Here is a 13,353-nt window from a genome sequence, read left to right on the forward strand (position 1 = left end):
TTATTTCTCCCTGTTTCTCAACAATTCTCTGGCTTGCGTCAGGGCTGCTTCCGTCACATCATCACCTGCCAACATCTTGGCAACTTCCTCGACTCGCTCCTCAACCGTCAAGAGACGAACAGTCGAAACTGTTGAATGGTCATTACTAATCTTCTCAATAAAGAATTGATAATCCGCAATCGCAATTACTTGTGGCAAATGGGAAATAGCCAGAACCTGACCATGCTGACCAATCTTGTGAATCTTCTGTGCAATAGCCTGAGCTACACGACCTGAAACTCCCGTATCCACTTCATCAAAGACAATGCTGGTCTTACCTTCTTTACGTGAAAAGGCAGATTTAATGGCTAGCATGAGACGAGATAATTCCCCACCAGACGCAACCTTGACCAAGGGTTTAAAGTCTTCGCCAGGGTTGGTTGATATGTAAAACTCAACCGTTTCATTACCCTCGCGACTGAATTTGCCCTTGCTAAAACGAACCTGAAACTGGGCTTTTTCCATATAAAGGTCCTGTAGTTCTTGTTTAATCTCATCTTCGAGTTGCTGGGCCAAATCATGACGAGCAGAGGCAAGCTGACCTGCCAAAGCAACAAGGTTAACTTCCAATTTCTTGAGCTCTGCTTCCATGTCCTCAGACGAAAGGTTATTGCCTGTCAAGAGATTGTATTCTTCCGTAATCTTGGCAAAATAAAGCAAGACATCGTCTACAGTCCCACCATATTTACGCGTAATGCTATGAAGGAGGTCCAAACGATTCTCAACCTGCATGAGACGATTGCCGTCAAAATCAAGATCCTCAATGATAGCTTCCAAACGTTTGCTAATATCTTCTAAGACATAGTAGGTCTCAGACAGAGAGCTTGAAATTTCACGGTAGTCAGGGTCATACTCTTCAACACTTTCCATATCATTCATGGCTGAACGAACATTAGCTAGACTTGAAAAGTCTTCATTGTCCAACATGCTGTAGGCATTGTTCAGTGTATCCGCAATATTTTTATGGTTGAGAAGTTTCTCTCGTTCTTGGTTGAGAACCAGGTCTTCTCCTGCTTGCAAATTTGCCGTCTCAATTTCTGCCATTTGAAATTCCAACATTTCAATACGAGCCTTGTGTTCCTGTTGGTTTTTCTTGACTTCCAGAACCTGCTTACGCATTTTTCGATAGGCATCAAAACTCGTTTGATAGGTTTCTTTCAAGTTCCAAAAAGCTGCATCGCCAAATTCATCCAACATCTGGATGTGCAGTTGAGGACGCATTAACTCTTCTTGGTCATGCTGACCATGAATATCCACAAGATGTTGCCCAATAGCACGCAAAACAGATAGATTAACCATCTGACCATTCACGCGGCTAATACTACGACCATTTTGCAGAATTTCCCGACGGATGATAATCTCATCACCCAATTCCAAACCTTGCTCATCAAAAATTTCCTGTAAAAGGCGACTATTCTCAACTGAGAAAAGCCCCTCAATCTCTGCCTTTGGTGCACCATGACGAATAACATCTGTCGTCGCACGAGCTCCCAACATCATATTCATGGCATCAATGATAATCGACTTCCCTGCGCCTGTTTCACCAGTCAGGACGGTCATTCCCTTTTCAAAATTGAGGGAAATAGCCTCAATAATGGCAAAGTTTTTTATCGAAATTTCAAGTAACATATAGACCTACCAATTTTTTACTTGTTCAAAGATTTCCTCAGCTAGACTTTCACTTCTGGCAATGACTAAAATCGAGCTATCATCAGCCAAACAGCTGAAAATCTTGCCCGAAAAAGTCTCGATTAACTGAGCTTTTACAAAAGCTGTATTTCCTGGAATAACTTGGAGATTGATCATCTTATCCATCAATTCAGCTGACTCAATATTGTCTTCAGCCAGTTGCAAACTTTTCACGATTGATTTTGGCAATTCATAGACATAGGTGTTGTCTCTCAAAGGAATTTTGACAATACCTAGCTCTTTGATATCTCGTGATACCGTTGCTTGAGTAGCAGTGATACCTGCTTCTTTCAAATGTTCTACGATTTCTTCTTGTGTACCGATTTGATAATCTGTCACAAATCGTCTAATTTTTTCAAGTCTATCTTTTTTATTCATTTTTAAATTGACTATGCGCCCTCTCTACTACTTCTTCAATATCAGCAAGAACCTGATTGCTTGCCGACTCTTCTTTTTTCAAATACGCTAAAAACTCAATATTTCCATGACCGCCTTGGATAGGAGAAAAGTCCAAGCCAAGGACTGAAAAGCCTTCCTCTACTGCCATAACTGTGACAGATTCAAGGACATTTTGGTGAACCTTGGCATCTCGAATAATTCCATTTTTCCCGATTTGCTCACGTCCTGCCTCAAACTGAGGCTTAACTAGAGCCACAACCTGCCCTTGATCTGCCAAGACTCGGTGCAAGGCTGGCAAAATCAGACTAAGGGAAATGAAACTGACATCAATACTGGCAAAGCTCGGTTCCTTTTCGAAATCAGTCTTTTCTGCATAGCGGAAATTGAACTGCTCCATGCTGACAACCCTTGGGTCTTGGCGTAATTTCCAAGCCAACTGATTGGTGCCGACATCGACTGCAAAGACTAACTCAGCACCATTCTGCAGCATGACGTCGGTAAAACCTCCAGTAGAAGCACCGATATCAATTGTGGTCGCCCCATCAACTGACAAATCAAAGACCTGCAAGGCCTTCTCCAATTTCAAGCCACCACGGCTAACATACTTGAGTTTTTCACCCTTGAGTTTTAGCTCGGTGTCGTCTGGGATTTTCTCTCCTGGTTTGTCAAACCGTTCTCCATTCAGGACTGCTACGACTAGACCCGCCATGACACCACGCTTGGCCTGTTCTCGCGTTTCAAACAAGCCCTGTTTATAAGCTAGTACATCCACTCTTTCCTTAGCCATTGATTCTCAAACTTTCTACTACACTTACAATCGATTCTGTTTCAAAGGGAATTTGCTGGGCAATTTCTTCTAATTTTGCATTAGCTTGATCCAGAGTTTGGTTACAAAAGTCAATAGCCTCTTCCAAGCCCAACAAGGCAGGATAGGTTGACTTTTCTGCCTGCAAGTCCTTTTGTGGTGTCTTACCTATTTCCTCAAAACTGGCGGTCACATCCAGTACGTCATCTCGAACTTGAAAAGCAAGTCCAATCAATTCACCAACAGTTTTCAGTTTTGCCTGCATCTCAGGTGCCAATTCCGCAATGATAGCAGCTGCTTGGAAGGGATAGGCTAGTAATTTCCCAGTCTTATTGGCATGAATAGTCTGAAGTTCTTCCAAAGACAAATGTTGGCGTTCTCCCTCCATATCCAAAACTTGCCCTGCTACCATGCCTAGACTTCCTGAAGCAAGAGATAAGTTGGCAATCAAGTCCACCTTAATCTGACTTGGCAAATCTGCCTGCGCTATCAAGGCGTAAGGGTCCAGGAATAAAGCATCTCCAGCCAAAATCGCCATAGCTTCACCAAATTTCTTATGGTTTGTCAAGCGTCCCCGACGGTAATCATCATCATCCATAGCTGGAAGATCATCATGAATCAAGCTCCCTGTATGAATCATTTCCAAGGCCGCAGCCACCTGCGCATGAGCTGGTTTGATGGCAACCTGCAAGGATTCCAGAACCTCTAGCAAGAGAAAAGGCCGAATTCTCTTGCCACCAGCATGAATGGAATAGAGAACAGCTTCTCGTAAACTCGAGGCAAACTGCTGGTCTCCATAAAAATCTTCCAAGACCGACTCGACAAGAGCTAATTTTTCTTGCTTCTTCATTCAAAATCACTTTCTGTTCCGTCTTCTTGCATGACCTTGACCAAGGTCTTTTCAGCCTTGTCCAGCGTCGCTTGGAGCTCTTTTGACAAGACCATACCCTTTTGAAAGGCGGCAATCGCATCTTCCAGAGCAACTTCACCATTTTCCAAACTTTGGACAATGGTCTCCAGTTCTGCTAGATTTTCCTCAAATTTCTTTTGTTTTGACATCTTTAACCTCTAATTCTACTCGACCATCTCGCATCAAAAGCGTCACTTGGTCTTTTTTCTTCAAACTCTCAACCGAATCGATAACTGACTCTTCTTTTTTGACAATTGCATAGCCACGCGCCACAATTCGACTAGTATCCAACATCAACAAGGCTTCTGAAAGTCTTTTCACCTCAGCAACCTTGGCATCATAAATCAGCGCCATTTGGCTACGTAGGAGCTTGTCCAACTGAGCAAGCCGGTCCTGATAGCGTTGGATTTTGGTCACAGGTGATAATTGTACTAATTGATGCGTCCTTGATTGAACTACTTGCTTGTTATCAGAAATCCGTGTACGTAAACTTTGTTTTAATCGCAGTTGCAATTGGTCCAATCGTTGCAAATAACCATCATACAAGCGCTCTGGCTGTCTAAAGATGACTGACTGACTGCATTTTTTTAAAGCTTCTTGTTTCTTAGATAGGACATTTCGGACTGCTGTCGCCATCCGTTTTTCTTGATTTTGCAAATGAGCCAATACATCCAACTTGGTCACTGGTGTTGCTAGTTCAGCTGCAGCTGTCGGCGTTGCAGCCCGTCTATCTGCCACAAAATCCGCCAAGGTCACATCTGTCTCATGCCCCACACTAGAAATAACTGGCAGACGAGATTCAAAAATAGCTCGTACCACAATTTCTTCATTAAAGGCCCAGAGATCCTCGATGGAACCACCACCACGACCAATAATCAGCAAATCCAAATCGTCCCGTTGATTCGCACGCGCAATATTTCGAGCAATTTCTTCTGCCGCTCCATCACCTTGAACCTTGGTCGGATAGAGAAGAATATCGACACCTGGAAATCGCCTGCTGACAGTCGTGATAATATCTCGAATAACAGCTCCACTGCGACTGGTCACCACACCAATTCTCTTAGAAAATTGGGGAAGAGGTTGCTTGAATCTCTCTTGAAACAGACCTTCTTCCGTCAATTTTTTCTTGAGTTGTTCAAACTGAATCGCAAGCGCCCCAACCCCATCAGGCTCTGCCTTTTCAATGATGATGGAGTAGCTACCACTTGGTTCATAGACCTGCACACGCCCAATCACATTGATCTTCATTCCTTCTTCAAGGTCAAAGCCTAATTTCTGATAAATCCCAGACCAGATGGTCGCTTGAATGACTGCATGGTCATCCTTTAGGGAGAAATATTGGTGAGTAGGTCGTTTACGAAAGTTGGAAACTTGACCAGTTAAATAGACCCGTTCCAAGTAAGGGTCTCTATCGAATTTCATTTTCAGATACTTGGTCAAAGTTGTTACCGATAAATACTTTTCCATCTCCACCTACTATTCATTTTCTTGCTCTTTCATGGGTATTATTATACCAAAAATATGCCTAAAAATCTCCATTTATGTACCATTATGAGGGAAAAATAAATAATAGGTTTACAACAAATATCTGACAGCTTATGGCATAAGAAAACGAGTATCTCCAATTACGGATATACTCGTTTTTTTGATATTTTAAAAGTGAACTTTTTGCCTTCTGCTTAAATCTTTTCGACAAAACCTTGATAACTATTTGTTACTTTCATCTTTACGTTTAGTAAACACAAAGAATGATGCTAAAGTTGTTAATAACCCAACCACAGTCATACTCATGTCCGACGCACTCCCCGTACGTGGCAATGTTGGTTTTTCCTCTTTTGGTGTCTCAACTAGTTTCGTTGGTATCTCCTCTTTTGGTGTCTCAACTTGTTTTGTTGGTTTCTCCACTTTTGGCGGTTCCACTGGTTTTACTGGTGTCTCCACTTTTGGTGGTTCAACAGGTTTTACTGGTGTCTCCTCTTTTGGTGTCTCCACTGGTCTCGTTGGTGGCGCTGGTTCTTTCAAGTCAGGCTTAACCGGTGGGGTTGGAGCTTTTGGTTCTTTCAAGTCAGGTTTCACTGGTTTTTCTTTATCGAACTTGTTTGGTTCTTTTGGAGCAACTCCTAATGGTGTTGGTTCTTTAAGTTCTGGTTGTTTTGGTTCAACTGGTTTCGTTGGTGGCGTTGGTTTTGGTGTTTCAACCAATTCTAGTTTCGGTTTCACATCAATATATTCGTCAACGATAGCCGTGTTGATTCCGAATAATTGAGTGAATGGGACGGTTGCACCAAATTCCAAATAGAAGCCATCTTCTGTCACTTTTATAACACCTGCACCTTTGTATTTGTAAGGTGATTCTTGGTTATCCCATACCGGGTTTCCACTGTTAATTTCATCTAATGTTTTATCGGCATAAAATCCATCATCATGTTTATAGACAAAAGATTCATTCAATTTGATAAATGAAGCATTATGAATAGCATACACAATTTCACGATAGGTACTAGGCCATGTATTCACATTGGATCCATATTTGTTAGTCATATAATCTTTGACTTTTTTGAAACCATCTTTTTTGTACTCTTCTTCATCTTTTACGTATGCTGTTTTCAATTCTGCTTTTTTTGTATTCCACTCTTGACGTTTGGAAGGGTCACTCAATAATCCGCCGGGTTTTGATGCTGTTTCGAGGTCTACGTTATACAGTTTCTTAAATTCGTCATTTAAGTATTCGTCATAAACTCCTGATTTCCCATAGAATTCCTTAAACATATCCTTATTGTCTGCGAAATAATACGAATTGTCACTATAACCATGCCATCCTGTATTCATAGAACTCACTGCAAACATAACTGGTTTTTCTTTTGTTGGAATCACTTTCGTTCCATCTTCAAGATATAGAGTTGGTTTCATACGAACTCTTGTACTATATCCATGTTTTCTGAAATCACCATAGATTGATACTGAAATAGTTGGATCGTAGGCAGGAGAAATTTGCATTGTATCAACAGAACTACCAGTCTCTAAGACAGTGTATTCATAATCAATACGTGTGACTTTTTTCTTATCGTATGTGGTGTTCTCTAAGTTTGTGTAAGTCACGGTAAACGGTCTATCTTTTTTGGCAATGACAGGATATGTGGTGATATGTGGGTCTTTGCCGTATTCTCGATAACCTGTTACTGTTTCATCCCATCGTTTGATGATCTTATCTGTCAAATTATTTTTTGCTAATGCTTCATCTGATAATTGGTCGCTACTCAACTTTTTATGATTTAGTTTCCAAAAACTTCCGTCTTTCTGAGTATATTTCAACATTGCTAAAGCACCAGTATCACCAGTATCTTTAACTTCTATGCTGATTTTAGCATTTGGTTCTTTAACGAAAATCAAATAGTTTTTTTCTTCGCTTGCAAAACGACCTGGTTTCTTCGATTCTTCTTCGAATTTTTTCAATTTTTCGTTATATTCTGCTCTACGTTTATCGTTTTCAATTTTATCAGCAGCTTCATTAGATTTAACTTGTTTATTGTATTCTGCAAGTTTTGTATTGTATGTTGCGAGTTTAGCGTCATAATCAGCTTTGGCCATATTATAGTCAGTTTGAGCTTTGTCATAGGCCGCTTTATCTTTTTCATATTGTGCTTTTTTAGCATCCCACTCAGCTTTAAGTTTTTCGTACTCAGCTTTTACCTTGTCCGCCTCAGATTTTTGTTTATTGTATTCCGAAAGGTCCCTTTCGTATTTTGTAAGTGTCTCTTTGTTTGTAGCTAACACTTTGTCATATTCAGCCTTCGCCTTATCGTACTCAGCCTTGTCCGCTTCATATTTAGCCACACTTTCATTGTAGGCTTTAAGTTCTGCTTCATATGCTTTCTTATCTAATTCATATTTTGTTGTTTCTGCCTTATACGTAGTTAAAGCCTTGCCATAACTATCAGACTCGTTTTGTTGAATGTTTGAAGATTGGTCAGAAGCTTCAACTGTATGTACCCCAAATAAGATAGCAGAAGTTAAGCATGCGCTTGCTAATCCAAATTTTACTGAGTTTTTGTTCATATTACTCACTCTTTCTTAGAACGATTTAGAGAAAACTTAGTTTCTTTTGATTATTTATTTTCCAAACTTAATACATATACAATAAATTTACTTAAATCTAATTCATCTGATTATTTGCTGTTTCGAGCTTCTTCCAAAATCTTTGCAATCTTGGTGGTCAACAGGTCGATAGCAACTGTATTGCTGACCCCTTCAGGAATGACAATATCAGCATAACGCTTGGTCGGCTCGATAAACTGGTGGTACATTGGTTTAACCACACCTAAATACTGGTCAATAACGCTATCAAGACTACGGCCACGTTCTTCCATATCGCGCTTGATACGACGAATAATGCGCACATCATCATCTGTATCCACAAAAATCTTGATATCCATCAAATCGCGCAGACGCTTGTCCTCCAAGACCAAAATCCCCTCAACGATAAAGACATCTTGAGGATCCTGCCGATAGGTCTTGCTACTTCGTGTATGCTCTGTATAGTCATAAGTCGGGATGTCCACCGGACGCCCTGCCAACAATTCCTTAATTTGCTCAATCATCAAGTCTGTATCAAAGGCAAAAGGATGGTCGTAGTTGGTTTTGACACGCTCTTCAAAGGTCAAGTGAGACTGATCCTTGTAGTATGAATCGTGCTCAATCATGGAAATCTTTTCATCTGGAAAATGCGATAAAATGGCTTTTGAAACACTGGTTTTTCCTCCACCAGAACCACCTGTCACTCCGATAATGATTGGTCTATTTTGCATGCTATCCTCCGTTTTTTTATCCTCGTCTATTCTATCACATTTTTTGCCAAATTTATAGTCTGATTTGGATAGTTTAAGGGAAACATTTCCAATCCCTACACCCAGTTAGACTAGCTAAAAACCTTCCTTGGCTTATAGAGATTATCCCGTTTTTCTAAAATTGCTAGCAATGTATCGCCTTCAAAGGCAGCCAATTCCTTATCCGACTGATCTAGCTCGATAAAACGACCAAAGCGCACTTCTGTAGCCTCTTCTGGACTTAGGAAAACCTTGACGAGGTCCCCTGTCCCAATCTCTATAGGATGGAGAAAGTCCAGTTGACCAGCCTCCACTTTTCTAGCAATTTCTTCCAAGGTAAGAGCATCCTCCAGTTGCAAACCTGCTGCACTAGTCCTTGTCAGGTATGACATATGGGCAGCGTATCCAAGATTCTCTCCCAAATCAACTGACAAGGTACGGATGTAAGTTCCCTTACTGCATTTCACACGAAAAGTAAAACGTGCAAGTTCGCCCTCATAAGAAATCGGACTTGTTCGTTCAAATTGATAAATGGTCACCTGACGTTCTGGGCGCTCCACTTCCTGACCATCACGAGCATACTCATAGAGCTTGCGACCATTAACCTTGACAGCCGAATACATAGGCGGAATCTGTGTGATAAGCCCAGTCAAGCTAGCAATCGTTTCATCGACAATGGCTTCATCCAAGGGCGATAAAACAGGCGTCTCTGCGACAACTTCCCCACTTGCATCCTCAGTCGTTGTTGAATATCCGAGAGTAATCTCCCCCTCATAGACCTTGCCCTCATCCTGCATAAACTCGACCATTCGTGTCGCCTTGCCAACTGCAATGGGCAGAACTCCCACTACATCCGGATCTAAGGTCCCACCATGACCAATCTTCTTGGTTCCCAAAATCTTACGCAGTTTAAAAACCGCATCATGCGAGGTCATCCCCGCTTCTTTTTTTAAGTTGATAATACCGTTCATTTTTGCTTTCTCACTCCCCCTTCAGAGCTTCAAATTTCGCTTTCATAGTTGGATTTTTTCGAGTTAATTTTTTGACGGAAACATCTTCCAATTTATTGTTTGCAAGGCGGAGTTGGTTTTCAGATGTGGTTAGGAATTTCTTAACCTCTTCCATGCGTTTGATAGCCTTATCAATTTCATCGATAGCTTTGCCAAAGTTAGTCGAAGCTGAATTATAGTTCTTAGCAAAGGCCTGTTTAAATGCATTCAAGTCTTCCTCAAAATGCGTAATATCAATATTTTGCTCCCGAACCAAGGCCAACTCCTGCTTGTATTTAAGGGAATTAAGAGCCGCATTTCGCAAGAGCCCAATCAACTGGATAAAGAATTGAGGACGAACCACATACATCTTTTCATACTCGTGGCTGACGTCAACAATCCCTGTGTTAAAGTAGTCGTTATCTGCCTCTAGCATGGTCACCAGAACGGCATACTCGCAGTTCTTCTCCCGACGGTCCTTGTCCAATTCCTTGTAGAAGTCCGCATTCTTGTGCTTCTTCTCTGTTCCATCCGCTTCGTTTTTCATCTCAAACATGATGGAAATGATTTCGACACCATTTTCATCACATTCACGGAAGATAAAGTCCCCCTTAGACCCGCGCGCAGAGACCTTGTTATCCTTCTCAAAGTAAGCATTTGGAAAGGCGAAACTGCGGACCTTGTTAAACTCACTCTCTGCATATTGTTCCAAACTTTCCCCAATCGCTTTTGTTGATTGTTGAGCCTTGAAATTCTTATAAAACTCAACTTGTTCACTGGCTGCTTTAAGCTGGGCTTCATAGTTTTGTTTAACAGAAGCCAAAGACAACTCATTTTCTTTTTCTTGCAAGAGGAGTTGATTTTTGACCTGATCCCGTTCTTTTTCTAGGTCAGAAAGGGTCTTTTGCAGTTGATTTTCATGCTCCAAACGCAAGGTCGCCAATTGGTTTTCCAAGGCCTGCACTTCCTTGTCCTTGGCCAAGAGAGCCTGATGGCTTGTCTGTTCAACCTCTTTCTTGGCCAACTCTTTCTCTGTATCAAAGTTTTGGATTTGACTCTGCAATTGCGCGATTTGTTGATCCTTCTGAGCCAGTTTAGACTGTTGCTCATTCATGGCCTTCTGCTCAGCCAAGGCCAGTTCCTGCTTCATGCGATCGTGCAATTCCTTATCAAACTCTGCCGTTCTCACTTGGGACAAAAGTTCAGCATACTGGCTTTCATTTACTGTAAAAACTTCCCCACAGTTGGGACATTTGATTTCGTTCATATCGTTCCTCTTTCTAGACTTCTGTAACCATTATATCATGCCTGAGGGAAAATCAAAAACAGTGAGTCAAAACCCACTGTTTATCTTCTTTTACTTTAAATTTTTTCCAAGGCCAAGCGCAAATCTTCGATCAAATCATCTACATTTTCAAGTCCGATTGACAAACGGATTTGGTTTGGTGTGACACCTGCTGCTTCAAGGTCTTTTTCTGACAATTGACCGTGAGTGGTTGTAGCTGGATGAACAACCAGAGACTTAGCGTCTGCAACGTTTGCAAGATCAGAGAAGATTTCCAAATGATCAATTACCCTGCATGCTTCTGTCTCCCCACCTTTGACATGGAAGGTAAAGATTGAACCCACACCTTTTGGCAAATATTTCTCAGCCAAGGCATGATAAGGACTATCTGCCAATTTTGGATAATTTACTTTTTCTACCTTAGGATGGTTGACAAGAAAATCAACAATTTTCTCAGCATTTTGCACATGGCGTTCCACACGAAGTGAAAGGGTTTCAAGTCCTTGTAGTAACAAGAAGGCATTGAATGGTGACAAGGCCGCACCTGTATCACGAAGCAATTGAACACGAACAGCGATAATAAAGGCAGCCGCACCTACATCACGAGTATAGCTCAAGTTGTGGTAGCTTGGGTCTTCCTCAACAAATTGAGGGAATTTTCCTGAAGACGCCCAGTCAAAACGACCGCTATCGACAATCACTCCACCAATAGTCGTACCATGCCCACCGATAAACTTAGTCGCAGAGTGAATAGCAATATCTACACCGTGAGAAAAGACATTAATCAAATAAGGTGTAGCAAAGGTATTATCCGAAACGAGTGGAATCTGGTGTTTATGCGCAATCTCAGCCAATTTTTCCAAGTCAGGAATGTTTATCAAGGGATTCCCCAAGGTTTCAATCAAGACAAGCTTGGTATTGTCATTGATAGCTGCTTCCACTTCCTCCAAATTATCCACATCGACAAAGGTTGTTGTGATCCCATAACGAGGAAGGGTTTCTTTCAAAAGATTGAAAGTCCCACCGTAAATAGTTGATGCTGCTACAACATGGTCACCAGCATGGGCAAGCGCCAAAATCGTATAAGTCACTGCAGCCATACCTGATGCGGTTGCAAGAGCTCCAACACCACCTTCAAGAGCAGCAATTCTTTCTTCAAAGGCAGCTGTTGTAGGGTTAGTAATACGAGTATAGATATTTCCAGCTTTCTTCAACGCAAAAAGATCTGCAGCCTCCTCAGTATCATCAAAAACAAAGGATGTTGTCTGATAAATCGGTACTGCACGAGACTTGGTAGCTGGATCCACGACTTGACCAGCATGTAGTTGCAAGGTTTCAAATTTAAAATCACGAGTCATAAAGCGACCTCCATATAGTTTGATTAAAGATATTGTAGCACCTTAGGATTATCTTGACTAATACCTCTTTTCTATATTTTGATATAAAGAGTGGCTATTGCTTCTTACAAAACAAAAAAAGCACGAATCAATCGTGCTCATTTTCTTAATCTACATAAGTATCTTCGTTTTTATTGAGGAAGGCGTATGGAAGACCCATCAAGAGGCCTCCTCCGATAAAGTTTCCGATGAAGGTTACCCCCCAGTGGCGAAGCATATTCCCAACACCGAAGTTTGCAATTGAGTCAGCAGCAACACTGAATTTTACAATCGCGAAAGAAGCAAAGTTCGCCGCAATGTGCTCGTTTGTTAAGAATACAAACATGTAAATCGCTGACAACACAAGCCAAAGTTTGGCACCACCATCTTTGACCAAAACAAATGAAAGAATCGCAATATTTACGAAAATATTTGCCAAAATCGCCTCAAGCAAGATTAATTCATTTGAACGGCCTAACTTCATCTCAACAACCCCTGAGATGAAACTATCGTGTGTCAGATGTGCATAAGCTGCCGAATGAGCAAAGCCCCAACCTGCTATCAAAGCCCCGATAAGGTTGAACAAGGTACAGTAAAGTAAAATCTCAGCTGTTTTTCTCCAAGAGATTTTTTTCAAGAAACTACCAGCAGTCAAGAACATCATGTTTGAAGTTACCAACTCAGCATTCAAGAAAACAATGTAGGCCAAGCCCCAAGCAAAGACAAATGGGAAGAGGAAGCGTCCACTACCTGGTGCAATTTTATTAATCAAATCAGCCCCAACTGCACCAGCAGCTGTACTGAAGGTTAAAAATGCACCTGCGAACATAGAACGAATAGCATACTTAAATTTGCTTTGGCTATAAAGACTTTCTTTCTTCTTGCAAGCAAATTCAATCTTTGAGATAAATTCTGAAGAAACCATAATAAACTCCTAAATCTTTTTTCTTGATAATTATATCACAAACTTTAGAATTAAGGAAGCGTTTTCTGTATATTCATAAAAAATTTTTATCCAGTGGCACAAAAGAACTCTCC

Annotated in this window: 12 protein-coding genes; all 12 read right to left on the reverse strand. The window is 41.1% G+C overall.

Annotation, left to right across the window (positions count from 1 at the left end; translation table 11 throughout):
• Window positions 1-1,668 (reverse strand): DNA repair protein RecN, encoded by a 1,668-nt coding sequence (gene recN, locus WKI23_RS04085; protein ID WP_368079038.1) that lies wholly within the window; start codon window positions 1,666-1,668, stop codon window positions 1-3.
• Window positions 1,669-1,674: 6 nt separating this feature from the next.
• On the reverse strand, window positions 1,675-2,106 hold the full coding sequence (locus WKI23_RS04090) for an arginine repressor (RefSeq protein WP_368079039.1): 432 nt from the start codon (window positions 2,104-2,106) through the stop codon (window positions 1,675-1,677).
• Window positions 2,099-2,914 (reverse strand): TlyA family RNA methyltransferase, encoded by an 816-nt coding sequence (locus WKI23_RS04095; RefSeq protein ID WP_368079040.1) that lies wholly within the window; start codon window positions 2,912-2,914, stop codon window positions 2,099-2,101. Before WKI23_RS04095 ends, WKI23_RS04090 begins: the two co-directional genes overlap by 8 nt.
• Complete coding sequence (locus WKI23_RS04100; protein ID WP_368079041.1) at window positions 2,907-3,782, reverse strand: polyprenyl synthetase family protein; 876 nt, start codon at window positions 3,780-3,782, stop codon at window positions 2,907-2,909. Before WKI23_RS04100 ends, WKI23_RS04095 begins: the two co-directional genes overlap by 8 nt.
• Window positions 3,779-3,991 carry an exodeoxyribonuclease VII small subunit gene (locus WKI23_RS04105; RefSeq protein WP_261040653.1) on the reverse strand — a complete coding sequence of 71 codons (213 nt, stop codon included), beginning with the start codon at window positions 3,989-3,991 and terminating at the stop codon, window positions 3,779-3,781. Before WKI23_RS04105 ends, WKI23_RS04100 begins: the two co-directional genes overlap by 4 nt.
• Window positions 3,969-5,309, reverse strand: coding sequence for an exodeoxyribonuclease VII large subunit (gene xseA, locus WKI23_RS04110; RefSeq protein ID WP_368079042.1), 1,341 nt, complete (start codon window positions 5,307-5,309; stop codon window positions 3,969-3,971). The genes WKI23_RS04105 and xseA overlap by 23 nt, the downstream gene beginning before the upstream one ends.
• Before the next feature lie 240 nt (window positions 5,310-5,549).
• Entirely contained in the window at window positions 5,550-7,898 is a 2,349-nt protein-coding gene (locus WKI23_RS04115) for a GbpC/Spa domain-containing protein (RefSeq protein WP_368079043.1), read from the reverse strand.
• 110 nt (window positions 7,899-8,008) lie between these two features.
• Entirely contained in the window at window positions 8,009-8,647 is a 639-nt protein-coding gene (udk, locus tag WKI23_RS04120; protein WP_368079044.1) for a uridine kinase, read from the reverse strand.
• Window positions 8,648-8,757: 110 nt separating this feature from the next.
• Window positions 8,758-9,636: a tRNA pseudouridine(55) synthase TruB gene (truB, locus tag WKI23_RS04125; RefSeq protein ID WP_368079045.1), complete on the reverse strand. Its 879-nt coding sequence runs from the start codon at window positions 9,634-9,636 to the stop codon at window positions 8,758-8,760.
• Between the two features lie 10 nt (window positions 9,637-9,646).
• Entirely contained in the window at window positions 9,647-10,921 is a 1,275-nt protein-coding gene (locus WKI23_RS04130; protein WP_368079046.1) for a DUF2130 domain-containing protein, read from the reverse strand.
• Between the two features lie 95 nt (window positions 10,922-11,016).
• Window positions 11,017-12,297 (reverse strand): O-acetylhomoserine aminocarboxypropyltransferase/cysteine synthase family protein, encoded by a 1,281-nt coding sequence (locus WKI23_RS04135; RefSeq protein ID WP_368079047.1) that lies wholly within the window; start codon window positions 12,295-12,297, stop codon window positions 11,017-11,019.
• Window positions 12,298-12,442: 145 nt separating this feature from the next.
• Complete coding sequence (locus tag WKI23_RS04140; RefSeq protein ID WP_000254773.1) at window positions 12,443-13,240, reverse strand: formate/nitrite transporter family protein; 798 nt, start codon at window positions 13,238-13,240, stop codon at window positions 12,443-12,445.
• Window positions 13,241-13,353: the final 113 nt, after the last annotated feature.

Source organism: Streptococcus pseudopneumoniae (genome assembly GCF_038148955.1).
GTDB lineage: Bacteria > Bacillota > Bacilli > Lactobacillales > Streptococcaceae > Streptococcus > Streptococcus pseudopneumoniae_T.

Coding starts and splice junctions, on each gene's coding strand:
- recN (WP_368079038.1), bottom strand. CDS start 1,668: ATGTTACTTGAAATTTCGATAAAAAACTTTGCCATTATTGAGGCTATT.
- WKI23_RS04090 (WP_368079039.1), bottom strand. CDS start 2,106: ATGAATAAAAAAGATAGACTTGAAAAAATTAGACGATTTGTGACAGAT.
- WKI23_RS04095 (WP_368079040.1), bottom strand. CDS start 2,914: ATGGCTAAGGAAAGAGTGGATGTACTAGCTTATAAACAGGGCTTGTTT.
- WKI23_RS04100 (WP_368079041.1), bottom strand. CDS start 3,782: ATGAAGAAGCAAGAAAAATTAGCTCTTGTCGAGTCGGTCTTGGAAGAT.
- WKI23_RS04105 (WP_261040653.1), bottom strand. CDS start 3,991: ATGTCAAAACAAAAGAAATTTGAGGAAAATCTAGCAGAACTGGAGACC.
- xseA (WP_368079042.1), bottom strand. CDS start 5,309: ATGGAAAAGTATTTATCGGTAACAACTTTGACCAAGTATCTGAAAATG.
- WKI23_RS04115 (WP_368079043.1), bottom strand. CDS start 7,898: ATGAACAAAAACTCAGTAAAATTTGGATTAGCAAGCGCATGCTTAACT.
- udk (WP_368079044.1), bottom strand. CDS start 8,647: ATGCAAAATAGACCAATCATTATCGGAGTGACAGGTGGTTCTGGTGGA.
- truB (WP_368079045.1), bottom strand. CDS start 9,636: ATGAACGGTATTATCAACTTAAAAAAAGAAGCGGGGATGACCTCGCAT.
- WKI23_RS04130 (WP_368079046.1), bottom strand. CDS start 10,921: ATGAACGAAATCAAATGTCCCAACTGTGGGGAAGTTTTTACAGTAAAT.
- WKI23_RS04135 (WP_368079047.1), bottom strand. CDS start 12,297: ATGACTCGTGATTTTAAATTTGAAACCTTGCAACTACATGCTGGTCAA.
- WKI23_RS04140 (WP_000254773.1), bottom strand. CDS start 13,240: ATGGTTTCTTCAGAATTTATCTCAAAGATTGAATTTGCTTGCAAGAAG.